General features: G+C 36.1%; 21 protein-coding genes, 1 tRNA gene, 3 rRNA genes and 1 other annotated feature. All 25 genes read right to left on the bottom strand.

Annotated features, from left to right (window positions below; all coding sequences use genetic code 11):
• Nucleotides 1-169: 169 nt before the first annotated feature.
• On the bottom strand, nt 170-817 hold the full coding sequence (gene sigH / locus ACYQ39_RS08910) for an RNA polymerase sporulation sigma factor SigH (protein ID WP_459842247.1): 648 nt from the start codon (nt 815-817) through the stop codon (nt 170-172).
• 129 nt (nt 818-946) lie between these two features.
• Nucleotides 947-1753 (bottom strand): VanW family protein, encoded by an 807-nt coding sequence (locus tag ACYQ39_RS08905; protein ID WP_459842245.1) that lies wholly within the window; start codon nt 1751-1753, stop codon nt 947-949.
• Between the two features lie 2 nt (nt 1754-1755).
• Complete coding sequence (gene rlmB / locus ACYQ39_RS08900) at nt 1756-2508, bottom strand: 23S rRNA (guanosine(2251)-2'-O)-methyltransferase RlmB (protein ID WP_459842244.1); 753 nt, start codon at nt 2506-2508, stop codon at nt 1756-1758.
• The gene (locus ACYQ39_RS08895; protein WP_459842242.1) at nt 2508-3833 is read right to left on the bottom strand and encodes an FAD-dependent thymidylate synthase; all 1326 of its coding nucleotides are present in this window, start codon (nt 3831-3833) and stop codon (nt 2508-2510) included. Before ACYQ39_RS08895 ends, rlmB begins: the two co-directional genes overlap by 1 nt.
• Nucleotides 3834-3924: 91 nt before the next feature.
• Entirely contained in the window at nt 3925-4335 is a 411-nt protein-coding gene (locus ACYQ39_RS08890) for a Mini-ribonuclease 3 (RefSeq protein WP_459842240.1), read from the bottom strand.
• Entirely contained in the window at nt 4336-5766 is a 1431-nt protein-coding gene (cysS, locus tag ACYQ39_RS08885) for a cysteine--tRNA ligase (protein ID WP_459842238.1), read from the bottom strand.
• 1 nt (nt 5767) lies between these two features.
• A complete protein-coding gene (gene cysE, locus ACYQ39_RS08880; RefSeq protein ID WP_459842236.1) occupies nt 5768-6427 on the bottom strand; it encodes a serine O-acetyltransferase in 660 nt (219 codons plus the stop codon).
• Nucleotides 6428-6656: 229 nt separating this feature from the next.
• Nucleotides 6657-6878: a binding site (T-box leader), on the bottom strand.
• 19 nt (nt 6879-6897) lie between these two features.
• Nucleotides 6898-8355 (bottom strand): glutamate--tRNA ligase, encoded by a 1458-nt coding sequence (gene gltX, locus ACYQ39_RS08875; protein ID WP_459842234.1) that lies wholly within the window; start codon nt 8353-8355, stop codon nt 6898-6900.
• Between the two features lie 196 nt (nt 8356-8551).
• Complete coding sequence (locus tag ACYQ39_RS08870; RefSeq protein WP_459842232.1) at nt 8552-9322, bottom strand: HutP family protein; 771 nt, start codon at nt 9320-9322, stop codon at nt 8552-8554.
• On the bottom strand, nt 9297-9803 hold the full coding sequence (ispF, locus tag ACYQ39_RS08865; protein ID WP_459842230.1) for a 2-C-methyl-D-erythritol 2,4-cyclodiphosphate synthase: 507 nt from the start codon (nt 9801-9803) through the stop codon (nt 9297-9299). Before ispF ends, ACYQ39_RS08870 begins: the two co-directional genes overlap by 26 nt.
• Nucleotides 9803-10489 carry a 2-C-methyl-D-erythritol 4-phosphate cytidylyltransferase gene (gene ispD, locus ACYQ39_RS08860; RefSeq protein ID WP_459842228.1) on the bottom strand — a complete coding sequence of 229 codons (687 nt, stop codon included), beginning with the start codon at nt 10487-10489 and terminating at the stop codon, nt 9803-9805. Before ispD ends, ispF begins: the two co-directional genes overlap by 1 nt.
• Before the next feature lie 23 nt (nt 10490-10512).
• Entirely contained in the window at nt 10513-11652 is a 1140-nt protein-coding gene (locus ACYQ39_RS08855) for a PIN/TRAM domain-containing protein (RefSeq protein WP_459842226.1), read from the bottom strand.
• An 89-nt stretch (nt 11653-11741) separates the two neighbouring features.
• Nucleotides 11742-12239 carry a CarD family transcriptional regulator gene (locus ACYQ39_RS08850; protein WP_459842224.1) on the bottom strand — a complete coding sequence of 166 codons (498 nt, stop codon included), beginning with the start codon at nt 12237-12239 and terminating at the stop codon, nt 11742-11744.
• A gap of 77 nt (nt 12240-12316) precedes the next feature.
• The gene (gene disA, locus ACYQ39_RS08845) at nt 12317-13411 is read right to left on the bottom strand and encodes a DNA integrity scanning diadenylate cyclase DisA (protein ID WP_459842222.1); all 1095 of its coding nucleotides are present in this window, start codon (nt 13409-13411) and stop codon (nt 12317-12319) included.
• Nucleotides 13412-14782 carry a DNA repair protein RadA gene (gene radA / locus ACYQ39_RS08840; RefSeq protein ID WP_459842220.1) on the bottom strand — a complete coding sequence of 457 codons (1371 nt, stop codon included), beginning with the start codon at nt 14780-14782 and terminating at the stop codon, nt 13412-13414. It lies immediately after the preceding gene.
• Nucleotides 14783-14907: 125 nt separating this feature from the next.
• The gene (locus tag ACYQ39_RS08835; protein WP_459842218.1) at nt 14908-17346 is read right to left on the bottom strand and encodes an ATP-dependent Clp protease ATP-binding subunit; all 2439 of its coding nucleotides are present in this window, start codon (nt 17344-17346) and stop codon (nt 14908-14910) included.
• 1 nt (nt 17347) lies between these two features.
• Complete coding sequence (locus ACYQ39_RS08830; RefSeq protein WP_459842216.1) at nt 17348-18382, bottom strand: protein arginine kinase; 1035 nt, start codon at nt 18380-18382, stop codon at nt 17348-17350.
• A 10-nt stretch (nt 18383-18392) separates the two neighbouring features.
• Nucleotides 18393-18902, bottom strand: coding sequence for a UvrB/UvrC motif-containing protein (locus ACYQ39_RS08825; protein WP_459842215.1), 510 nt, complete (start codon nt 18900-18902; stop codon nt 18393-18395).
• Between the two features lies 1 nt (nt 18903).
• Nucleotides 18904-19164, bottom strand: coding sequence for a hypothetical protein (locus tag ACYQ39_RS08820; protein ID WP_459844321.1), 261 nt, complete (start codon nt 19162-19164; stop codon nt 18904-18906).
• A gap of 2 nt (nt 19165-19166) precedes the next feature.
• Nucleotides 19167-19355 carry a CtsR family transcriptional regulator gene (locus ACYQ39_RS08815; protein ID WP_459842213.1) on the bottom strand — a complete coding sequence of 63 codons (189 nt, stop codon included), beginning with the start codon at nt 19353-19355 and terminating at the stop codon, nt 19167-19169.
• A gap of 209 nt (nt 19356-19564) precedes the next feature.
• Nucleotides 19565-19640 (bottom strand) — tRNA-Asn (locus ACYQ39_RS08810).
• Nucleotides 19641-19665: 25 nt separating this feature from the next.
• Nucleotides 19666-19782 (bottom strand): 5S ribosomal RNA (gene rrf / locus ACYQ39_RS08805).
• A 43-nt stretch (nt 19783-19825) separates the two neighbouring features.
• Nucleotides 19826-22787: ribosomal RNA gene (locus ACYQ39_RS08800) — 23S ribosomal RNA — on the bottom strand.
• Between the two features lie 115 nt (nt 22788-22902).
• Nucleotides 22903-24438: ribosomal RNA gene (locus ACYQ39_RS08795) — 16S ribosomal RNA — on the bottom strand.
• The 16S, 23S and 5S rRNA genes sit together here with 1 tRNA gene alongside, the layout of an rRNA operon.
• Nucleotides 24439-24776: 338 nt before the next feature.
• Nucleotides 24777-25382 carry a class I SAM-dependent methyltransferase gene (locus ACYQ39_RS08790; protein ID WP_459842212.1) on the bottom strand — a complete coding sequence of 202 codons (606 nt, stop codon included), beginning with the start codon at nt 25380-25382 and terminating at the stop codon, nt 24777-24779.
• Nucleotides 25383-25386 lie beyond the last annotated feature (4 nt).

Genomic DNA, 25386 nt, shown 5'->3' with positions numbered 1-25386 from the left:
CAAACCAAATCAAATAAAACAGGTATATAATACCGATACTAACCAAAGCATCATCGGTATTATATATCTTTTACTTAAAGAGGTCAAGAGGTAAAATAATTTATTTGATTAAATTATATTCCATTTAAGCTAATTAACTCCATTTAAGTCATCATTTCTCTGGATTTATTTAAAGATTATGTTTCTCTAAAAAATCATTAATTTTATTCTTTACTCGTTGCAAAGCATTATCTACTGATTTAACATGCCTATCTAAAGTACGAGCAATCTCCTGGTAACTCTTTTCTTTTAGATACTCTTGTAATACAGCCAGCTCTAAATCACTTAACATCTCTTTAATACTTTCCTCTAAGAAACTACATGATTGATTAGTAACAAATATCTTTTCAGGATTATAAAGTTCACTATTCTCTAGTACATCCAGTAGAGTTCTATCAGATTCTTGACTAAAAATAGGCTTATTTAAAGAAACATAGGAATTTAAAGGTTGATGTTTCTGTCTAGTAGCAGTCTTAATAGCAGTAATAATCTGACGAGTAATACATAATTCTGCAAATGACTTAAAAGAAGCTAATTTATCTACTTCATAATCCCTAATAGCCTTATATAATCCAATTAATCCTTCTTGGACTATATCATCTTGATCAGCTCCCACTAAAAAATAGGATTTAGACTTAGCTTTTACAAAATTCTTATACTTTTTAATTAAATATTCAATTGCCAGTTGGTTTCCTTGTTGTGCTTCCTTTATTATCTCATCATCAGTCATGTCACGATAATTACTATATTCTTTGGCTTGCAAAGTTGGTTTTGGCATAATTCCCTCCACCCTCTATTTTATATATTAGATGACTTGTTATTTCTATATCAAAACAGGAGCAATATCATTATAACTTACGTTATTTATTATAGTCAAGAAAGGAGCAATTGTAACTTTTTCCTTAAATTATTCTTTTGCATTATATTTGATAATCCGAGGTTGAGGGGAATAAATATCCTTGGAAATAACTTCTTCATTAATCAACTTTCCTTCTCTAAATAATAACTTTTTAACTATCACTTTAAAACCTTTTTTCCCATGCTGGAATACTTTACTAGTGCCCAATTTTAGATCCTGATCTAACTTTTCTATAACTTTTGGCTTTAATATTTTCGAAGTAGATGTAGTAATCTTAACTTGTTCATGTAGATGACGTGCCAAAACGCTAACTGTTAGTTGTTCACCTCTTAATCGGGCCAAGATCAGTAATGGATCAGAGGTATTATTTCTAAACTTATAATCTATCCAGTTATAATAAACAGTAGCTCCTCTCCCTAAAGGAATATAATCGACTGGTTGAGAGTGATTCTTTCTTTCGACAATTTCTAAATTAGATAATAAGGTAGCATTATACAGAGTAGAAGATAACTGGCAGATACCTCCTCCTACTCCAGGTACTAATTCACCATCTACTATTTCAGGAGCTTCTTTAAATCCTCTTTTTTTAGTACGCGGGCCAACTACTTCATTAAAAGAAAATACTTCCCCAGGCATTAACAATGTGCCATCTACTTGTTTAGCTGCCAGCTTTATATTTTGCACCCTATTTTTTTCTTTTCCATCAAAACTAGTAGTATATGTGGCAACCACATTATTTAATCCATACTTAGCAATTTTTTCAGAAATTGATAGCTTAGTATTAGCTGAAACTGGCGTTATTAAACAAACTGTATAAATAACTAATACTAAACTAACTACTTCTAATCTTTTCATCTTTAGCCTCCAATACGTTGACGTATAGAGTCATAAATTAAAATACCAGCTGCTACCGAAGCATTCAATGAATCAACCTGTCCTCTCATAGGCATCTGAACTAAAAAATCACACTTTTCTTTAACTAATCTTCTCATCCCGGTTCCCTCACTACCAATTACTAAACCTATAGAACCAGCTAAATCCGCTTCAAAATAATTTTGATCACCATCTATATCTGCTCCTGCAATCCAAAATCCTTTATCTTTTAGCTTATCTATTGTTCGGGCCAAATTAGTTACTTTAGCTACAGGCACATGTTCAACTGCTCCTGCTGATGCTTTAGCTACTACTGGAGTAAAACCAACAGATCTTCGTTTAGGAATTATGACACCATCAACACCTGCTCCATCACAAATCCTCATAATTGCACCAAAATTATGAGGATCTTTAATCTCATCTAATAAGACTAAAAAAGGCGCATCTTTGTCGTCATCAATAGCTACCTGTTCTTTAACATATTGGACTAAGTGATCTAAATTCCAATAATCTAAGTCTTTAGCCTGAGCAATAACCCCTTGATGAGAATGCGATTTAGCTAGCTGATTCAACCTACCTTTAGCAACCTTCTTAATATTAATATCTTTTTCATTAGCTAAATCATAAATTTGATTAATAGCATTACCTCGAGCTGTCTTTAAAACTAAAATCTCTTCTATTTCTCTATCAGCTTTTAGAGCTTCAATTACTGGATTTCTACCTTCAACTTGTGCCATTATTTGTCCTCCCTTAAGAATTTATCTCGCATTTCCTTCTGCTGTCCACAAGTAAGTTTACCTTCTTTACACTTACCATAGATACAAGATGGTAGAGCCTTTTCATATAAAGTATCAGATAGTTCTCTTAAAATATCTAGTTTTTTAGTAGATAATTCTCTTATCTCCCATTGGGCATTCTTACATATTCTCTCAGCCAACATCTCTATATCAATTCTTGCATTAGTAGAAATGGTTAGTTTAATCTGATCACAATTTAAAATAAAAGGGAATGCTTTATCTGTATCATAATTTTCTAATATATAATGTCTAAATTCTTTAAACTCTGTAACTAACTCTAAAAATTCTTGTTCAAATTTTGACTCTTTAATACTTGGAGGTAGAAGTACTTCTCTCGTTTCCAAAATAAGATTGGCCAAATCTTCTCTATGATTCTCAGATAAACGATGTCTAATCTGTTGGTGATATGTAACCATACTACACATCATACCAAAAGTAGTTCTAGCCTGCTCAGCAATACTTTCATGACCATAGCCTAAGACCCTTTCAGTAAGTCCTTTTGCTTTAGCAGTAGCTTCTGCTCCCCAATCAGCCAACTTTTCAGTAGGAGTTAAGGAAGAAGTACTAGTAGCAGCACCAAGACCTACTTTTAAATCTAAATCATTAAAAGAATCTAACAAGACCATCTTATTATCTGAATTTATTTTTCTCATATCATTCTCATATAAATCTTCTATTACCGTATTATTATTACTATACTCAGTTGGTAACAATTGAACTAAAAAGTCTGGTAAACAATTTATAATTTTAGTTCTAAATTGATCAAATAAGTTAAAATACTCTTTATCATACAATAAATTAAATAATTCATACAGCTTGTTTCCTGTCATTGCTACTGAAATATTCGTCTTTGTCGCTAAAGGTAGAATATATCTTGCATCTTCTATTGGAATTCCATACTTATAATGTTCAACCTTAGGTCTTCCTTTAAAATCATCTTCCTTCAACTCTGACATCCTATTATATAAGTCAAAAGTCTTATCAATTAACTCATCTGCTTTTTTTCTATCTTCGCTTGATATATCTGGTAATAGATATAAATCATCTTTCATAGTTACATATCTTTGGCTCTGCTGTACATAAGAATCTTTTAGCTCACATAATAAAGTACTGTGAACTCTATTAATTCCTTCAGCCACAAAAGAGAGATTTACTCTCTTTAGTGCCTCTTTAATAGTATCTTTGTCTAAATTATTAATCTTATTCTTTTTCACCCATGATTTTACTTTATCTAGACCTGTTGTTTCAAAATTATTAATCTGCATAATCTATACTCCCCCTAGAACTACTATTTTAAATCTTACTATATTTTCATAAACTACTCCGTCTAAATAAAAATTCAGACGGAGTCTACTATTAATCCTCTGTTAATAACCCTTTTATTATATTAAATAATTCTAGTAATCTGTCCTCTTTTCCTGCTAAATATAGATACCCAATTAATGTTTCAAAAGCTGTACTATATTGATAAGTAGCTCGATCTACATTACCTGGAGCATTAGTTTTAGCATTTCTTCCTCGACGGACAATAACTGCTTCATCTTCAGTCAATTCTGGTCTTATATCTTCTAATAACTGAGCTTGAGCTTCAGCATTTACATATTCAACAGCCTGTTGGTGAAGACGATTAGGTTTCCCACCTTCTTCTAACAGAAAAGTCCGAATAAATAGCTCAAAAACACTATCACCAATATAAGCCAAACTAGGTGGCGATAATAACTCAGGACGATTAGAAAAATTATTTAGTTTCTCAAAAATTAATGACACTTACTTCACCTTCCATTCTGTTCCTTGAGGAGTATCTTTAACTTCTACATTTAATTCAGCTAACTCATCTCTAACCTTATCAGCTAATTGATATTCTTGTTGTTCCCGTAAATCCTCTCTTAATTCTAACAACAGCTCAACTAACGGGCCAACTAACCCTTCATTCTCTACTTCAGTCTCAGTCAAAATACCTAGAACCTCTCTTCCTAACTCATCAAATAAATCATTAACTAATTTTAGCCCTTCTTTAACATCTGCTGTTAGCAGAAAATCATCATTACTTATAAACCGATTAACATCACGGGCCAACTCATGTAATACTCCAATAGCTAGAGCAGTATTAAAGTCATCATTCATAGCTTGAATGAATTCCTCTTTTCGTTCCTTACAGATATCTTCAAGTTCAGTTCTTGTTGCCTCACCAGCTACTGGATCTTGGTCTAATAGATAGTCTAATTTATCTACTGTATTCTGTAATCGCCCTAACCCTTTAGCTGCTTCTTCTAAAGCTTGGTCACTAAAGTTAATTGGACTCCGATAATGTTTAGAGACTAAGAAGAAACGAACTACATTAGCCTCATACTTATCTAATATCTCTCTAGTAGTAAAGAAGTTACCTAATGACTTAGACATTTTCTCTCCATCAATATTAATATAGCCATTATGAATCCAATACTTAACTACTTCTGCTCCACAGCAAGCCTCACTCTGAGCAATCTCATTTTCATGGTGAGGAAAGGTTAAATCTATACCTCCTGTATGAATATCAAACTGATCACCTAAATACTTAGTAGACATTACTGAACACTCAAGATGCCAACCTGGTCTACCTGCCCCCCAAGGACTATCCCAAGCTGGTTCACCTTCTTTACTAGCCTTCCAGAGTACAAAGTCAAGTGGATTATCCTTTTTATCACTGACCTCTACTCTAGCTCCTGCTTTTAAATCTTCTATCTTTCTATTAGATAGCTTACCATACTCAGCAAACTTTTCTACTCTAAAATAGACATCCCCACCACTTTCATAGGCATAATCCTTCTCTATTAAATCTTTAACTAACTCAATCATTTCAGTAATATGCTCAGTAGCCCGAGGATAGACATCAGCTTGCTTAATATTTAAAGCATCAGTATCCTCAAAGTAGGCTTCAATAAACTTATCAGCTAACTCTTGGATAGTAATTCCTTCTTCATTGGCCCGTTTAATCATCTTATCATCAACATCTGTAAAGTTTAAAACATGTTTGACTTCATACCCTTGATACTCTAGATAACGCTTAATAATATCTGGTACAATAAAGGCCCGAGCATTACCAATATGAAAGTAATCATAAACAGTTGGCCCGCAGGAGTACATCTTTACTTTACCATCTTCTAAAGGTTTAAACTCTTCCTTCTGATTAGATAAGGTATTATAAACTTTTAGTGCCACTTTAATCACTTCCTTCCTGATTATTATTCTGTTCTTCTAATTTCTTTATTCTCTTATTCAAACATAACATCATCTCTTGAACAGGGTCTGGTAAATCACCATGTTCTAAATCAACACAATTATCCTTTACCTTCTTACCATCTTTAACCACTACTCGACCAGGAATTCCCACGACTGTAGAATTATCTGGTACATTATCTAAAACTACTGCTCCTGCACCTACTTTAACATTATTACCAAGCTCAATTGAACCTAAAACCTTAGCTCCAGCACTGACCATTACATTATCTCCTAAGGTCGGATGCCGCTTTCCTGTCTCCTTACCTGTTCCACCTAAAGTAACTCCTTGATATAAAGTAACATTGGCCCCAACTTCTGTTGTCTCACCAATTACAACTCCCATTCCATGATCAATAAAAAAACCTGGGCCAACTTCCGCTCCAGGATGAATTTCAATCCCAGTTAAAAAGCGGCTAAATTGAGATATAATACGAGGTATTATTCTTAACCCCATCTTATACAAAGGATGGGCCAAACGATGAAAGGCTATAGCATGTAATCCTGCATAAGTTAGTAACACTTCTAATATATTATTCGCCGCTGGATCCCGTTCAAAAATGACTTCAATATCCTGCTTTATCATCTTAAAAAAATTGAACATCAACTTCACCTCCCTGATAAAATCAGTGTACAGTTTATAATTTACAGTTTACAGTTGAAAACATAAAATCAAAATCTTTTGACTACTAATATATAAGGAATTATTGTAAATTATAAAGTGTGACTTTATATTAATAATATTCAACTATTAAAAGATAAATTTACTAGATAATTAGATTATTCAATAAAATAATTAACAAATAAAAATAGACCTTCCCTCCCCTGTTGATAACAGAGGCGAAAAGGCCCGCGGTTCCACTCTGCTTAGCTATATCTAAAGATATAGCTCGCTTTAAACCATTAACGCTGGTAAGACGAAATAACCTACTTTTACTTCAGCCATTCAGCTCCAAGGAGCATTCAATTAGCATCTTTTAGTAAGACTCTCAGCCTCTGATCTTACTCTCTAAACAAAAGATAACTAATCTACTATTCCTTTTCCAAGCTTTTAAAAACTCCTATTCTAACTTCTTATTTAGCTAACTCTAATGCTTGCTCTAGGCGATTGATTGTCTCTTCTTTACCTAATAAAGTAGCAACATCAAATAAAGCTGGTCCAGAAGTTTGACCAGTTAAAGCAATTCTAGTTGGATGGAAGAATAATCGACCACCAACTGGTAGGTCTTTAATAACTTGATTCATCATATCTCTAACTTCTTGTTTAGCAAAAGAATCTAATTTTTCTGTCTCTTCCTTTAAAGTCTCTAGTACTAGATCAACATCTTCCTCTTGGAAAGTCTCTTTAGCTTCTTCCTTATCTTCATACTTTAACTCACTAAAGAATAACTCTACTTCCTCTGTAATCTGAGCTACATAATCTAATGATTCTTGAGCTGTAGCTACCAATAATTTAATCCATTCATCTGACTTATCTCCTAAGTCATACTCTTCTTCTAAATAAGGTAGAGCTAAATCAACTAACTCCTCTACTTCAAGGTCTCTAATATAAAGACCATTCATCCAATCTAACTTTTCTACATCAAAGACAGCAGCACTATCATTTACTCGATCTATAGAGAAACGATCAATGATTTCTTCTTTACTAAATACCTCTTCATCATCTTTAGGAGACCAACCTAATAAAGATAAAAAGTTGACTAATGCTTCTGGTAAATATCCTTTTTTACGATACTCACTAACATATACATAAGCTTCACCACTACGCTTACTTAACTTAGAACGATCAGATCCTAAGATCATTGGTAAGTGAGCAAAGTTTGGTGACTTCCAACCAAAAGCATTATATAATAATTGTTGCTTTGGCGTATTAGATAAGTGGTCTTCACCTCTAATCACATGTGTGATTTCCATTAAATGGTCATCAATTACAACTGCAAAATTGTAAGTAGGAATTCCATCAGACTTAACAATTACAAAGTCGTCAATTACATCACTACTAAAGGATACATCACCATGAACTAAATCATTAACTGGAACTTCTTGCTCTTCTAAAGGACTTTTAAACCTAATTACTGGTTCTCTACCTTCAGCCTCTAACTCTTTTCTTTCTTCTTCAGTTAAGTCACGACACTTTCCAGTATAACGTGGCGGTTCATCATTCTTACGTTGCTCTTCTCTCATTTCCTCTAACTCTTGTGGAGTACAATAACAACGATAAGCTAAATCTTTGTCTAATAATTCTTGAATATATTCTTCATAAATATCTAACCGTTCCATCTGGCGATAAGGGCCAAAATCTCCACCAACATTAGCACCTTCATCCCAGTCTAATCCTAACCATTCCATTTCTTGATGGATAACCTCTTCAAATTCACTAGTAGAACGTTCTCTATCTGTATCCTCAATTCTTAGAATAAATGTTCCATCATTCTTTTTAGCAAATAAGTAATTAAAAAGAGCTGTTCTAATATTTCCAATATGTATTTGCCCCGTTGGGCTAGGAGCAAATCTTACTCTAACATCACTCATAAAATACCCCTTTCTATCCTATATTAGCAAAATTTATTATAGACTATTAGATTATTTATTGCAAGTTGAAACCAATTTTAAAGTGTACAGTTTACGGTTTATAGTTAAAAGCAAAACCTTTACATGCAAAATCTAGTTCTCACCAAAACTCTTATTTTAAACATTTGAACTATTTTGTAATTTTGATTTTTAATTATTATATCACACTCATACCCACAGCTAACTGCTCTGGACCATCAACTAAAGCATGACCAAACTTACCGAAGACAGCTACAGACACTCTACCTTTACCTCTTACAATTGCTACTTTAAATCCACCACCTAAACCAGGGTTAACTAAATTAAGTTGAGTATAAGCATCTTTAACAGCATTTGAAACTGCTATCTTTTCCTGGGAATTCTCTCTAATAACTCCTCGGGCAATAGCTGCTACAGTAGTACTTTCACGTAATTTAATTGGTAAGTTTTCAGCATTAGCTCCTGTTTGAGTAATAGCAGCCTGATAACCATAACCTTTAATCTTATCTAACCAGTAATCTTCATATTCTCTACTCCGAGTCATAGATAAATAAATTGCAGAGCTTTCTGGAGATAACTTTTCTACTGATTCTTCTTTTACATAACCAGATACAATATCTTCAGCAGTTACAATACCTACTAACTTATCAGCTGCATCTAAAACTGGTACTCCTCCAATATGATGATCAGATAATACCTGAGCAGCTTCTTGAATACTTTTATTATTTTGAATTGTAATTAGATCTGTCTCCATTATATCTTCAATTGAATTATCTAAATCATGATACTGTACCAAATCACCATCAGTAACAATCCCTAAAACCTCTTCATTATCTATAACTATTAATCGACCAATATTATTAACATTCATTAATCTTTCAGATTCTTCAACTGTTGTTTTAGGATTAACAGTTACGACCTGTTTAGTCATTATCTTTTCTACTAACATTATTTACTTCCCCCTCTGTTAAGGTAACTATTGCTTGGGCTGCAATACCTTCTTCACGTCCTATAAACCCTAGTCTTTCTGTAGTAGTTGCTTTAATATTAACTCTAGTAGTCTTTACCTCTAAAGTCTGGGCCAACTTCTTCTCCATCTGACTAAGATGAGATGCTAGTTTAGGCCTCTGAGCCATAATCACTGTATCAAGATTATTAACTACTAATCCTCTCTCAACTACCAACTCTTGAACCTCTTCTAATAAAATCAAACTAGAGATACCTTTATACTGAGGGTCATTATCAGGAAAGTGTCGTCCAATATCCCCTTCTCCAATGGCCCCTAGCAAAGAATCCATAACAGCATGTAATAATACATCAGCATCAGAGTGGCCTGCTAATCCTAATCTATGCTCAATCTCAACTCCACCTAAGATTAAATCTTCTCCTGCTTCTAAAGCATGTACATCATAACCGATTCCAGATAACATTATTTCCTCCTGGCAATAATTTTCTCAGCAAACTCTAAATCTTCTGGTGTAGTAACCTTTAAGTTCTCATAAGAACCTCTAACTACCTTAACTTGCTTATCTAATCTCTCTACTAAACTAGCACTATCAGTTCCTAAAACCTCTTCTTCAATAGCCTTTTCATAGGCTCTTAACACTAAACCTTTTGCAAAAGATTGAGGCGTCTGAACTGCTACTAACTTAGAGCGGTCAGGAGTATTAATTACCATCTCATCTTGTACTACCTTAATTGTATCTTTAACTGGTACTCCTGCCAATACAGCATTATACTTTACAACCTCTGTAATTATATTCTGAATCAACTCTGTTGTCAACAAGGGTCTAGCTCCATCATGAATTAATACATAATCAGTATCTTGATCAATAGCTTCTAACCCATTATATACAGACTCCTGTCTTGTAGCACCACCTATAACTATTTGACTAACTTTAGTGAAATCATATTTATCAATTATTTCTCTTTCACAATACTTAGTTTCCTCTTCTTTAGCTACTATTATTATTTCATCAATCAAATCAAGATGTTGAAATTTACTAATTGTATGAGCCAATATAGGCTTATTATCTAATAGCAAAAACTGTTTGTTTCTTTCTGCTTTCATTCGTTTACCTTGGCCCGCAGCAGGAATAACTACACTTAATTTCATAGTCAACTCCTCCATTACCTATTTTATAATGCCTGCTGAGCGCTAAATTTAGGTTTAGCAAAGATCATTCTGCCCGCAGCAGTCTGTAACACACTAGTAACTAAGACTTCTATCTCATCATCAATATAATCCTTACCTTCATCGACTACTACCATTGTACCATCTTCTAAATAGCCAACCCCTTGTCCTGGTTCCTCACCATCTTTAATAATCTTAACTTCCATTTCTTCACCAGGTAAAACAACAGGTTTAACTGCATTTGCTAGCTCATTAATATTTAATACGGTTACCCCTTGTAACTCAGCTACTTTGTTTAGATTATAATCATTTGTAACAACCTTACCACCTAAAACTTGAGCTAACTTAACTAATTTACTATCAACTTCTTCAATCTCTTCAAAATCATAATCATATATCTGTACTGGTATATCAATTTCATTCTGCATCTTCTTTAGAATATCTAATCCTCTTCGTCCTCGATTACGCTTTAATAAATTAGATGAATCAGCAATATGTTGTAACTCTTCTAAAACAAAACCAGGAACTACAAGCACACCTTCTATAAAAGAAGTTTGACAAATATCAGCTATCCGGCCATCAATAATCACACTAGTATCTAAAATTTTGTGACTAATCTGTCCTTCATTTTGGTCTGCATTATCCTCTTTTGGTTCTCTATTATCTTCTTGTTCAGTATCATCTTCTTCTGTTATTATCTTATTATTAGACCGTGAAAAGATTCCTATAAACTCTTCTCTCTTTTTTATTCCTAAATTCCACCCTAAATACCCTAATCCAGCATTAATTAAAATTTGAATTAATAATCCAAACTTAGGAATAAAAGAAATAGAAAAGGCATTGACTGCTAAAATTCCTAATCCTAAACCAACTACTAATCCTATAATTCCAGATAAAATATCTTTTCCAGGCACCTTTTCTAATTCATCTCTAAATTTTAAAAACCACTTAACTAATTGATCTGCCACTACCGGTAAAATTATAAATCCTATTAATCCACCAATTAATATACCAAAAACTTGATTATTAGTAATAATACTTCCTATATCCCAAATTAAATTCTCAGCTAAACCTAACTCTATAACTACTTGATAACCTAATAGACCGCCTAACAACAAAAAAATAAAATTCCATATTCTATTCATTTCTGTCACCCCCTTCTAATTAAAATCGATTCTTAAAAGAGAACTCTTATAATGCAGATAAAACGTCAGGGCAAATTGAAATCCTGACGTTATTCTTCATCAAAGTCTTGTTCAGCAAAGATAGTTTCAATTCTCTCTTCAACTTCTTCTTGAGATTTATCTTCAGCTAATACTAATTCGCTAATTAAGATCTGACGTGAATTACTTAACATCTTTTTTTCACCAGTAGATAGCCCTTTAACAATGTCACGAATAGTTAAATTTCTAACTACTTCAGCTACTTCAAAAATATCTCCTGTCTTTATCTTCTCTGAGTTAGCTCGATAACGTCGATTCCAATTCTGAGACATTTCACTCTGTTCTCCAGATAAAACTTGATACACCTTAGGAACTACTTCTTCATCTATAATACTTCTCAAACCAACTTCTTGCGCATTATCCTTAGGAATCATAACTTTCATTTCACCTATTGGTAATTGCATAATAAAATACTGTTTTGTCTCACCTAAGATCTCTTTCTCTTCTAGCTCTACAATAGTACCTGCTCCATGATTAGGATAAACAATCTGATCACCAACTTCAAACATTAACTTAACCCCCTATTCAATACACAGAATTATAATTCTAAATTATACCATATAACAGTGTGAATATCAATTTAAAACTACATATGACGGTCTAATAGCACTTGATCTCTTAATCTCTTTAACCCTTCCTTAATTGCCTGTGCTCTAACTTCTCCCACTCCATCAACATCATTTAATTCTTCAATAGAAGCATTTAAGATCTCCTGAAAACTACCAAAAGAATCTACCAAATTTTCAATTACTCGCATCGGCAACCGTGGAATCTTTCTTAACAATCTATATCCCCGTGGAGAAATAGATAAGTCTAAAGCATTCATATTCCCACCATAACCTAAATATTTACTGATGGTAGATAAGCTTAATAATTCATCAGAGGAACAATTAGATATCTTTTCAAAAACAGCTGCTAAATCATCAATTTCCTCTTTTTCCTCATCACTTTCTTCATCTTCAGCCTTATAGTCTCTAATGATTAATAAACCTTCTTCTTTAACATTAGATACTAACTCTTCTAGCTGCATCTTTATTAATCGCCCTTCACTACCTAACTCTATAATATATCTTTCAATTTCTCGTTTGATTCTTAATACCATCTCTGTTCTCTGTAAAACAGTAGCTACATCAGAAATAGTAACTAAATCTTCAAATTCTAAAGCACTTAAATTAGTAAGTGACTGATCTAGTACCTTCCTGTACTTCTCTAAAGTCTGAGTAGCTTGGTTAGCCTTAGCTAAGATAACTCTAATATCCTCTAGAACGTATTTTTTATCAGCTTTATATAGAGTAATTACATCCCGGCGCTGGGAAATTGAGATAACTAGCTCACCAGTCTGTTTAGCAATTCTCTCAGCTGTACGATGTCTGGTACCAGTCTCCATTGAAGATATAGAGGGATCAGGAACTAACTGAGTATTAGCACATAAAATTCTTTCTGCATTTTCACTTAAAACGATAGCACCATCCATCTTAGCTAGTTCATATAAACGAGTAGAGGTCATTTCAGCATTAATATTAAAACCACCATCAACAGCTCCTAAGACTTCTTCACTATCTCCTACTACAATTAAAGCACCTGTTTTAGCCCGAAGAATATTCTCTAATCCTTCTCTAAAGGAAGTCCCTGGTGCAATTAATTTTAATATATCAGCAAACTCTTGATGAAGACCAGACATTTATTCACCCCCTAAAATAAGATCTAAAACTTCTCTAACATTACTAACACCATTAATAGATAGTTCAGAATAAGCAGAAGATAGTTTATCCTCATTACTCTGAGGAACAATAAATTCTTTAAAGCCTAACTTACTTGCTTCTACAACTCTCTTTTCTACCTGATTAATTGCTCTTACTTCTCCTGATAGACCTACTTCACCAACTACTGCTAAATTTTCTCCTACAGGAAACTCTCTAAAACTTGAAACAACTGCTACAATTACACCTAAATCAATAGCTGGTTCATCAATCTCAAAACCACCTGCAATATTGATATATACATCTTGATTTTGTAAATGTAAACCTAATTTTTTTTCTAGAACAGCTAATAATAAAGAAGTACGTTTATAATCAATACCTGTAGTCATCCGACTAGGATTTCCAAAATTAGCTGAAGATACTAAAGCTTGTAGCTCAATCAAGATAGGTCGACTTCCTTCTAAACAAGGAATAATAACTGACCCAGAAACTTCTGCAGGTCTTTCAGAAATAAAAGCTTGCGAAGGATTCAATACTTCTTCTAAACCTTCTTGTTTCATTTCAAAAATACCAACTTCATCAGTAGAACCAAATCTATTCTTAACAGCCCTTAATAATCTATAATTCCGATGTCTATCTCCCTCAAAATAAAGAACAGTATCAACCATATGCTCTAATACTTTAGGTCCAGCAATAGCCCCTTGCTTAGTAACGTGACCTACTACAAAAATAGGAATTTCATTTTTCTTCCCTAATTCTCTTAACTTATTAGTAGCTTCTCTAACCTGACTAACACTACCTGGAGCAGAATCAAGATTTGGATTATGTACTGTCTGAATTGAATCAATAACTACTAAGTCTGGTTTCAGTTTCTTAACACTTTCAATTACAGCTAACAAGTTAGTTTCTGCTAATATATATAAATTAGAGCCAACTGTATTTAGGCGGTTGGCCCGTAATTTAACCTGCCTTTTTGACTCTTCACCAGTAACATATAATACTTTATCATATTTTTCGCTTAAGTTATAAGAAGATTGTAATAGTAGTGTAGATTTACCAATCCCTGGATCACCACCAATTAAAATCAGTGAACCAGGAACAATCCCTCCACCTAATACTCGATCTAATTCATCAAATCCAGTTTTCAATCTATCCTCTACACTAGTTTCAATTTGATCAATTTTCTCTGCCTCTACATTAGTAATTGTTTTTTTCTTCTTTTTTTCCTCTTTAGGATCAATAATTTTCTCTTCTAATGTATTCCAATTCTGGCAGTTAGGACATTGTCCACTCCATTTCAAAGCTTGATAGTTACATTCCTGACAAATATATCTCTTCTTTGCCTTTGGCATACAATCACCTAATTATATATAAAGTGTTAAATTATATTATAACATTTATTTACTACCTTTACAAGTCAAGAATAAAATCGAAATAAAAGAAGCAGAGGTTACAATCCCCTGCTTTAAATCTTTAGTTATAACTTATTAAATGTTAATTCACCATCTTGGATATCAATTTCAATCTTACTTCGGTCCTCAAATTCACCAGCAATTAATTTCTCAGATAGTGGATTTTCAATTAAACGTCTAATTGTTCTACGTAATGGTCTTGCTCCAAATTCTTTATCATATCCTTTTTCAGCAAGTAATCCTTTAGCAGCATCAGTAACATCTATTTCTATTCCTTTATCTACTATTCTCTCCTTTAGTTCTTCTAACATTAAATCAACAATTTCTTTAGTCTGTTCTTCAGTTAAAGAATGAAAGACTATTAACTCATCTAATCTATTTAAAAATTCAGGTCTAAAAGTATCCTTTAGGTTATCCATAACTTTTGCTTTCATATCTTCATATTCAGCTTCAGTATCTTCTGTAGTTTTAAAACCAACTCCACCAGTATTATCTTGGATTAAATCAGCACCTACATTGGAAGTCATAATAATCACAGTATTCTTAAAATCAACTGTTCTTCCTTGAGCATCAGTTAATTGACCATCTTCTAAAACCTGTAATAGACTATTAAATACTTCAGGATGAGCCTTTTCAATCTCATCTAATAAAACAACAGAGTACGGGCGACGTCTAACCTTCTCAGTTAATTGACCTCCTTCTTCATGTCCAACATACCCTGGAGGAGAACCTACTAAACGAGACACAGAATGTTTCTCCATATACTCAGACATATCAACTCTTACCATAGCTTCCTCATCATTAAACATTGTTTCAGCTAAAGTACGTGCTAATTCTGTTTTACCTACTCCAGTTGGCCCTAGAAAAATGAAGGAGCCTATTGGTCGATTTGGATCTTTTAAACCAGCTCTAGCTCTCCTAATTGCTTGGGCTACAGAATCGACGGCTTCATTTTGGCCAATAACTCTTTCATGTAACTCATCTTCTAAATTAAGTAACCGCTCAGATTCTTCTTGAGCTAGCTTTGTAACTGGGATTCCAGTCCAATCAGACACAATATTAGCAATACTTTCTCGTGAAACTGTTGTTTCATTCATCCCTTTTTCATTTTTCCACTCAGTTTTAGTCTCTTCTAACTTTTCTTTTAACTGCTCTTCTTTATCTCTTAGACTAGCCGCTTCTTCAAATTCTTGAGCTTCAATAGCTGCTTCTTTCTCCTGTTCTACTTGTTCTAATTCTTTATTTAAATCTTTTAATTCATTTGGAGCAGTATTTTGACGCAATCTAGCCTGAGAGCCTGCTTCATCAATCAAATCAATTGCTTTATCAGGTAAAAATCGGTCACTAATATAACGATGTGATAACTCAGCAGCTGCAGAAATGGCTTCATCAGTAATTTTTACTCTATGATGTGCCTCATACACATCACGTAGTCCTTCTAATATTTTAGTAGTATCTTCAATAGTTGGTTCTTCTACTAAAATAGACTGAAATCTACGTTCTAAAGCTGCATCTTTCTCAATATACTTACGATACTCATCTAAAGTAGTAGCTCCAATAGTCTGTAATTCTCCACGTGCTAAAGCTGGTTTCAAAATATTAGCAGCATCTATTGCCCCTTCTGCTCCCCCAGCTCCTACTAAATTATGAAGTTCATCAATAAATAAGATTATCTCACCAGACTCTTCAATTTCTTTCATAACAGCTTTTAATCTCTTTTCAAATTCGCCTCTATACTTAGAACCAGCTAACATAGAACTTAAATCCAAAGCTAAAATCCTTTTATCTACTAAGGGTTCTGGCACTTCCCCCTCTGCAATTCGTTGAGCTAAACCTTCAGCAATAGCAGTCTTACCAACACCTGGTTCACCAATTAAAACTGGATTATTCTTTTTTCGTCGGCTTAAAATCTGAATAACTCTTTTTATTTCATTATTGCGACCAATAACAGGGTCTAACTTTCCTTCTTCAGCAAGTTCAGTTAAATCCCGACTAAATTGATCTAACTTATTTCCTCTCCGATTATTCCTTTTACCAAATTTGTTATATCCACCAGCCTTTTTAGAACCACCTAACATATTAATCACCTGCTTTTTAATCTTATCAAATTCTATTCCTTCTTCTTTTAAAAGTCTGGCTGCAACTCCTTCTCCTTCTTTTAATAATCCTAATAATAAATGCTCTGTTCCTATATAATTGTGCCCTAATCTTCTTGCTTCTTCTAGAGAAAGGTTTAATACCTTCTTAGTTCTAGGAGTAAAGGGGAGTTTATCAGCTTTTATTTCTCCTTTAGAATCCCCAATAATTTCTTCTACTTTATCTCGTAAATTATCAAGCTTTAGCCCATTCTTCTTTAACGATTTGGAAGCAACTCCTTCTCCTTCATCTAATAAACCTAATAATAAATGCTCTGTTCCTACATAATTATGACCTAATTTTCTGGCTTCTTTTTGGGAACTAGACATCACCTTTTTGGCCCGTTCAGTAAACCTTCCAAATAACATACTAATCCCCCCTTAATTTATTTTTAATTAGTTCAGCTCGATATGCATCATAATCTGTTACCTCTTCTTTTCCATTAATCATATGCAATGTAGCAGGTCTAATAATAATCATTAATTGAGTCAATAACGTAGGGTTAACATTATCTAGTATTCCTAAATCAACTCCTAATCTTACATTAGAAATTAAATTTAATGCTTCTTCAATAGAAATATTATAGGCATGCTTTAAAACACCATAAGCTCTAGACACCGTATCCTTTAAATTAATTTCTTGTTCTTTCAATAAAATTTGACGAGCATTTCTTTCTTTATCAATAATCTGGTGAGTTACCTCAAGCAAATTTTCTATAATTTCATCTTCTGAATAACCTAAAGTTACCTGATTAGAAATCTGGTATAGATTACCTATTGTATCTGTACCTTCTCCATATAATCCCCTTACAGTCAATCCTAACTTTGAGATAGCCCCCATTAGATTTTTCACTCGATCCAAAATACTTAAAGCAGGTAAATGAACCATTATTGAAGCTCTTAAACCAGTTCCTACATTGGTAGGGCAGGCTGTCAAGTATCCATACTGTTCATCAAAGGCAATATTTAAACTATCTTCTAAGTAATCATCTATCTCTTCAGCTATAGTCCAATTTTCCTCTAACTCTAAACCTGGCAATAATGTTTGTAATCTAATATGATCTTCTTCATTAATCATTAAACTTATTGTCTCATCTTCTGATAAAGCAGTTAATCTATTTTTCCCACCTTGTGCATGATCAGGACTAATTAAATGACGTTCTACTAACATTTTTCTTTCTGTCTCCGATAAAGTATCTAGAGCAAGTAACTTTAAATCAAACTGATTATTACTATTAATTAAACTACTAATTTTCTCTGCAACCAAAGATAATTCTTCATCATCAGCTTGAGTCGTAAAAGGTATATTATTTAAGTTTCTAGCTAATCTAATTCTACTACTAACAACTACATCTGCTTCTGAACCTGTCTGATCCATCCACCGACTAACAAATTCATCTTCCATTATACCCCCCCTACTCTTCTATTTTATCTTCTAATTCCTGAATTTCATCTCTTATCTCAGCTGCTCGTTCAAACTCTTCTCTATCTACAACTTCATCCATCTCCTGTTTCAATTCTTTTATCTTTCTTCTAACCCTTACCCTCTCTCCAGCCCGTTTAGGAATCTTCCCACTATGTTTAGTACTACTATGAATTCGTCGCAAAATTTTATCCAATTTGTTTTGAAATGAATCATAGCAACTACTACAACCTAATCGTCCACTACGAGCAAATTCAGTATAACTTTGTCCACATACAGAACATTCAAAATCTGTTTTAGATATATCTATTTTAGGCTGAGAATTTAATTTATCATTTAATAAACCAGTCAATAAATTATCAAATGAAAAATCGAAACTTAAATCAAACTCCTCTGTTTCTTCAGCACATTCTTGACATAAATATAATTCTCTTTTCTCACCGTTAATGATTTTAGTAACATGTATTCTAGCTTCTTGCTCCTGACACTCTTGACAAAGCATACTATTCCCCCTTTCTAATCAATGATTTCAGGATTCCTTTCAATAATCTTGCTCTAAGTAGTTTACAACTTGTAGTGTTTAGGTCTATTGTCTTTCTACAAAGTATAGTATAAAATAAGTCTCTTTCATAAAGAGATATTACTTCCTCTTCATATAATTTATCAATTATATTTAAAGCTTTACGTTGACTAATTTGATTCTCTATTTTATTATACAACTTATTAACTAAGTCTTGGACTGAGGTTAATTCAACTTTAGTAATTTTTATATAACCAGTTGACTATCAATTACATATCCTTTTTCTTGAGTAAAACGAGTATCTAGAACATAATTTATTTGTGACGGTGCACAATCAAATCTTTGGGCTAAATTACTTCTTTGGATTTTAATAACTGCAGTTTTAATCAGTATTTCTTTTAAATATTTCTCTATCTGATCTGATAAGCTCTTCATATATTTCTCTCCTCTAACTTCTTTGATCATCTTTGATTTTGACTATATTTTACTATAATTAAATTATTTTTTCAAGACCTTATCAGTATTAATTATCATTAATCAATATACTATCAAAGCCATCCTTAACCTTAGTTTATTATTTATTATTAAATAAAAAATATACAAAAAATAAAAAAACACCTGCTAAGGTGTACAAAAAATAAAAATGGCTCCCCGAGCAGGACTTGAACCTGCGACAAAGTGGTTAACAGCCACTCGCTCTACCAACTGAGCTATCGGGGAACAATATAGTTTTATATATAGCAAATTCTGGCGGCGACCTACTCTCCCATAGGGCTACCCCTATAGTACCATCAGCGCTGGAGGACTTAACTACTGTGTTCGAGATGGGAACAGGTGTTGCCCCTCCGCAATCACCACCAGAATTATTTATTACACTTTCAAAACTGCACAATAATAACTTTATCTAGATTAAACCCTCGTTCTATTAGTACCAGTCAGCTTAATATGTCACCATACTTATACTCCTGGCCTATCTACCTGATAGTCTATCAGGGAACTTACTGGATTATTCCATGGGATATCTAATCTTGAGATCTGCTTCACGCTTAGATGCTTTCAGCGCTTATCAGTTCCGTACTTAGCTACCCAGCAATGCCATTGGTTGACAACTGGTCCACCAGCGGTACGTCCATCCCGGTCCTCTCGTACTGGGGATAGTTTCCCTCAAATATCCTGCGCCCACGGCGGATAGGGACCGAACTGTCTCACGACGTTCTGAACCCAGCTCGCGTGCCGCTTTAATGGGCGAACAGCCCAACCCTTGGAACCTGCTCCAGCTCCAGGATGCGACGAGCCGACATCGAGGTGCCAAACCTCCCCGTCGATGTGAACTCTTGGGGGAGATAAGCCTGTTATCCCCGGGGTAACTTTTATCCGTTGAGCGACGGCAATTCCATGCTCTACCGTCGGATCACTAAGCCCGACTTTCGTCCCTGCTCGACCTGTATGTCTCGCAGTCAGGCTCCCTTCTGCCTTTACACTCTTCGTGCGATTTCCAACCGCACTGAGGGAACCTTTGGGCGACTCCGTTACTCTTTAGGAGTCGACCGCCCCAGTCAAACTGCCTGTCTGAAACTGTCCTAACACTGGGTTACAGTGCGTAGTTAGAACACCGGCACAATAAGAGTGGTATCCCATTGATGGCTCCATCGACACTAGCGCGCCGATTTCAATGCCTCCCACTTATACTGTACATAGTGTACCAAAGTTCAATATCAGACTGCAGTAAAGCTCCACGGGGTCTTTCCGTCCAGCCGCGGGTAGTCTGCATCTTCACAGACACTTCAATTTCACCGAGTCCTTCGTCGAGACAGTGCTTAGGTCGTTGCGCCATTCGTGCAGGTCGGAACTTACCCGACAAGGAATTTCGCTACCTTAGGACCGTTATAGTTACGGCCGCCGTTCACTGGGGCTTAAGTTCAATGCTTTGGATCTAAGTCCTAACATATCCCCGTGACCTTCCAGCACCGGGCAGGCGTCAGCCCCTATACTTCGACTTGCGTCTTAGCAGAGACCTGTGTTTTTGGTAAACAGTCGCCTAAGCTTCTTTGTTGCAACCTCTTCGAGCATAACTCTATTGAGGCACCCCTTCTCCCAAAGTTACGGGGCTAGTTTGCCGAGTTCCTTGACGAAGGTTCACTCGCTCGCTTTAGAATTCTCATCCAGTCCACCTGTGTCAGTTTGGGGTACGGGTACCTATCACCTTGCTAGAGGTTTTTCTTGGCAGTAGAGAATCAACTTCTTCGTTCCCGTAGGAACTCCTGATCACACTTCAAAGTTATCAATGGTCCGGATTTGCCTAAACCATCCTTCTAAGTGTTTCAACCTGTCATACCGTTGACAGGCAAGTCTATCTTCCTGCGTTACCCCTTCGCTCAAATGCTAATAGGTAGCGTCGGAATTTTGACCGACTATCCATCGCCTACGCCTTTCGGCCTCGGCTTAGGTCCCGGCTTACCCTGAGCGGACGAGCCTTGCTCAGGAAACCTTGGACTTTCAGCGAACAGGATTCTCACCTGTTTCTCGTTACTCATACCGGCATTATCGCTTCTATACAGTCCACAGCTCCTTCCGGTACTGCTTCAGTCCGTATAGAATGCTCCCCTACCATTGGATAACCAATTCGCAGTTTCGGTGGTAGACTTGAGCCCCGGATATTTTAGGCGCAAGACCACTCGACCAGTGAGCTATTACGCACTCTTTAAATGAATGGCTGCTTCTAAGCCAACATCCTGGTTGTCTAGGCAGTCTCACTTCCTTTGCCACTTAGTCTACACTTTGGGACCTTAACTGGCGATCTGGGTTGTTTCCCTCTCGACTATGAAGCTTATCCCACATAGTCTGACTCTTAAGCTTTCTGTATTAGGATTCGGAGTTTGAATGGATTCGGTAGCTTGGGTAAGCCCCTAGTCCAATCAGTGCTCTACACCCAATACAGCCGTCTTAAGGCTAGCCCTAAAGCTATTTCGGGGAGAACCAGCTATCTCCGAGTTCGATTGGCCTTTCACCCCTATCCACAGTTCATCCCATGGCTTTTCAACGCCAACGCGGTTGGGACTTCCACAGGCTGTTACACCTGCTTCATCCTGACCATGGATAGGTCACTCGGTTTCGGGTCTATGCTAAGCGACTTGCGCCCTCTTCAGACTCGCTTTCGCTACGGCTTCACCTTTTAGGCTTAACCTCTGCCACTTCACATAACTCGCCGGTTCGTTAAGCAAAAAGCACGCCATTAGGCTGATATATATACGCCCTCTGACCGCTTGTAAGCATATGGTTTCAAGGTCTATTTCACTCCCCTCTCGGGGTTCTTTTCATCTTTCCCTCACGGTACTGGTTCACTATCGGTCGCCAGATAATATTTAGCCTTAGGAGATGGTCCTCCTTACTTCCCACGAGGTTCCACGTGACTCATGGTACTCAGGTACTATCTAAGCCTCTTTTAACTTTCATCTACAGGACTATTACCTTCTGTGGTGTGGCTTTCCAACCACTTCGACTAGCTAAAAGTCAGCTTATGATACTTCATAGTAGTATCGTGATAGCCCTACGACTCTGTAATAGCAATGCCTATGAGCTTTTACACTATTACAGTTTGGGCTATTCCCCTTCCGCTCGCCGCTACTTAGGGAATCGCTTTTGCTTTCTTTTCCTAGGGTTACTAAGATGTTTCAGTTCACCCGGTTACCTTCCTAGAGTTATTTTAATTCACTCTAAGATGACATGGGTTACCATGTCAGGTACTCCCATTAGGACATCCTTGAGTCATCACTTGTTTGCAGCTCGTCAAGGCTTATCGCAGCTTGCCACGTCCGTCATCGGTTTCTGGCGCCTAGATATCCACCATACGCCCTTACTAGTTTAATCTAGACTCGGTTAATCGTTGTTATTGTGCAGTTTTCAAGGTGCAATTACGAGAGACTCAGTCTCTCAAAACTAAACAATGTAACATTCCAACTACCCTCAGCGTTTAACTCCTTAGAAAGGAGGTGATCCAGCCGCACCTTCCGGTACGGCTACCTTGTTACGACTTCACCCCCCTTATCGGGCACACCTTCGGCGCTTCTCTCACTTGGTTGAGCCAGCGACTTCTGGTGCCCCCAACTCGGGTGGTGTGACGGGCGGTGTGTACAAGGCCCGGGAACGTATTCACCGTGGCATTCTGATCCACGATTACTAGCGACTCCAGCTTCATGCAGATGAGTTGCAATCTGCAATCCGAACTGAGACTCACTTTACAGGATTGGCTCTACCTTGCGGTCTCGCTTCCTTTTGTGTAAGCCATTGTAGCACGTGTGTAGCCCAGAACATAAGGGGCATGATGACTTGACGTCATCCCCACCTTCCTCCGCGTTCTTCCGCGGCAGTCTCCTTAGAGTCCCCATCATTACATGCTGGCAACTAAGAATAAGGGTTACGCTCGTTGCGGGACTTAACCCAACATCTCACGACACGAGCTGACGACAGCCATGCACCACCTGTCATTTCTGTCCCCGAAGGGAACTTCTCTGTTAAAAGAATATCAGAAAGATGTCAAGTTCTGGTAAGGTTCTTCGCGTTGCTTCGAATTAAACCACATGCTCCGCCGCTTGTGCGGGCCCCCGTCAATTCCTTTGAGTTTCAACCTTGCGGTCGTATTCCCCAGGCGGGATACTTAAAGCGTTAACTACGGCACCGAGGGAGTTGAACCCCCAACACCTAGTATCCAGCGTTTACAGCTAGGACTACCGGGGTATCTAATCCCGTTTGATACCCTAGCTTTCGTGCCTCAGCGTCAGAGTCAGACCAGGAGACTGTTTTCACCATTGGTATTCTTCCTAATATCTACGTATTTCACCACTACACTAGGAATTCCATCTCCCTCTTCTACTCTCAAGTCTAACAGTTTCAAAGGACTTTCACTAGTTGAGCTAGTGGCTTTCACCTCTGACTTGCTAGACCGCCTGCGCACCCTTTACGCCCAGTAATTCCGGACAACGCTTGCCCCTTACGTGTTACCGCGGCTGCTGGCACGTAATTAGCCGGGGCTTTCTTTTGAGGTACCGTCATACCTAGCAGTTGTTCACTACTAAGTTGTTCTTCCCTCAAGACAGAGCTTTACGACCCTAAGGCCTTCATCACTCACGCGGCATTGCTCCGTCAGGCTTTCGCCCATTGCGGAAGATTCCCCACTGCAGCCTCCCGTAGGAGTCTGGGCCGTGTCTCAGTCCCAGTGTGGCCGATCGCCCTCTCAGGCCGGCTACCCATCGTTGCCTTGGTAAGCTGTTATCTTACCAACTAGCTAATGGGACGCAAGCTCATCTTTAAACGATAGTAATCCATCTTTCCTCTAAAAAGAGTATATCCAGTATTAGCCACCCTTTCGAGTAGTTATCCCAGATTTAAAGGTAGATAACTTACGCGTTACTCACCCGTTCGCTGCTTTACTCGTTACCCGAAGGTAACTTTCTCGCACAACTTGCATGTGTTAAGCATGCCGCCAGCGTTCGTCCTGAGCCAGGATCAAACTCTCCGAAAAAAGGAAATGAGTTTGACACTGACTTCGGAATAGTCGGATGTTACATTGTTTAGTTTTCAAAGACCGAAATCTCTGTCGCCTTTTTAAGCGACATTTACTATATTATCAAATGTTTATCTTTCTGTCAAGAAGTTTTCTGGATTGTTTTTCGCTTGTCCAGAAAAAACAAACTTCCCTTTCAGCACAATCAATAGTCTAACAGATCAACTGTCTGCTGTCAAGAAGTTTTTAGGAATAATGAATTTATATTTAATAATTAAGGGCCAAAAACAGCCCTCTTCTAGACAACATTTACTATAATAACACCTATCTACTTGCTTGTCAATAACTTTTCTGATTTATAATCTACAAACTGCAACCATCAAATAATATTTCTTATCTTCTTTTGGTTTTTCAATCTCACTATCTCGTTGACAAAAAATTTCTACTTCTGAAAAAGGAGATAATAGTTCTCTAAACTCCTCTTCAGTATACTGACGATAATGGTAAGGGTTAGAACATTCGACATCTCTACCTCGACCAAAAGGAGTAGAGATGATTAATGTTCCATCTTTTCTCAGCAATTTCCTTAAGTTGGTTATGAATTTATAATCATCTTTTATATGTTCTACTGTTTCCATACTAACTATTGTATCAAACTGCCCTACCTTTTCTACTAACTCTAAGTCTGTTGCTTCTCCAAGCATAAATTTTGTCCACGGATATTTATAATGATCCCGGGCATATTTAATACTCTCTTCATCAACATCTACTCCAACAACCTCTTCTATTCCTTCACCCATAGCTAATAACACTTCTGCTCCATAACCTACTCCACAAGAAAAATCTAAAACTCTACCTTGAGTATAATCACTAGCAAATTTATACCGTGCAATATGTTCAACTAATAAACCATTATTAGAATTCATCTTCTTAGGAATAACTCGTTCCTCTGTCAACTCCACTTTA

Source organism: Halanaerocella petrolearia, assembly GCF_054657875.1.
Note: the sequence above shows the minus strand (reverse complement) of the source record. Positions and strands in the feature narration are given on the sequence as shown.

Excerpts from the sequence above, each read along its gene's own strand:
- gltX (WP_459842234.1), bottom strand. The coding sequence starts at position 8,355 with ATGAGTGATGTTAGAGTAAGATTTGCTCCTAGCCCAACGGGGCAAATA.
- ACYQ39_RS08825 (WP_459842215.1), bottom strand. The coding sequence starts at position 18,902 with ATGCTTTGTCAAGAGTGTCAGGAGCAAGAAGCTAGAATACATGTTACT.
- ACYQ39_RS08870 (WP_459842232.1), bottom strand. The coding sequence starts at position 9,322 with ATGTTAGTAGAAAAGATAATGACTAAACAGGTCGTAACTGTTAATCCT.
- radA (WP_459842220.1), bottom strand. The coding sequence starts at position 14,782 with ATGCCAAAGGCAAAGAAGAGATATATTTGTCAGGAATGTAACTATCAA.
- sigH (WP_459842247.1), bottom strand. The coding sequence starts at position 817 with ATGCCAAAACCAACTTTGCAAGCCAAAGAATATAGTAATTATCGTGAC.
- cysE (WP_459842236.1), bottom strand. The coding sequence starts at position 6,427 with ATGTTCAATTTTTTTAAGATGATAAAGCAGGATATTGAAGTCATTTTT.
- ispF (WP_459842230.1), bottom strand. The coding sequence starts at position 9,803 with ATGTTATCTGGAATCGGTTATGATGTACATGCTTTAGAAGCAGGAGAA.
- ACYQ39_RS08815 (WP_459842213.1), bottom strand. The coding sequence starts at position 19,355 with ATGAAGAGCTTATCAGATCAGATAGAGAAATATTTAAAAGAAATACTG.
- ACYQ39_RS08895 (WP_459842242.1), bottom strand. The coding sequence starts at position 3,833 with ATGCAGATTAATAATTTTGAAACAACAGGTCTAGATAAAGTAAAATCA.
- ACYQ39_RS08835 (WP_459842218.1), bottom strand. The coding sequence starts at position 17,346 with ATGTTATTTGGAAGGTTTACTGAACGGGCCAAAAAGGTGATGTCTAGT.
- ispD (WP_459842228.1), bottom strand. The coding sequence starts at position 10,489 with ATGAAATTAAGTGTAGTTATTCCTGCTGCGGGCCAAGGTAAACGAATG.
- rlmB (WP_459842244.1), bottom strand. The coding sequence starts at position 2,508 with ATGGCACAAGTTGAAGGTAGAAATCCAGTAATTGAAGCTCTAAAAGCT.
- ACYQ39_RS08850 (WP_459842224.1), bottom strand. The coding sequence starts at position 12,239 with ATGTTTGAAGTTGGTGATCAGATTGTTTATCCTAATCATGGAGCAGGT.
- ACYQ39_RS08905 (WP_459842245.1), bottom strand. The coding sequence starts at position 1,753 with ATGAAAAGATTAGAAGTAGTTAGTTTAGTATTAGTTATTTATACAGTT.
- ACYQ39_RS08830 (WP_459842216.1), bottom strand. The coding sequence starts at position 18,382 with ATGGAAGATGAATTTGTTAGTCGGTGGATGGATCAGACAGGTTCAGAA.
- ACYQ39_RS08855 (WP_459842226.1), bottom strand. The coding sequence starts at position 11,652 with ATGAATAGAATATGGAATTTTATTTTTTTGTTGTTAGGCGGTCTATTA.
- disA (WP_459842222.1), bottom strand. The coding sequence starts at position 13,411 with ATGTCTGGTCTTCATCAAGAGTTTGCTGATATATTAAAATTAATTGCA.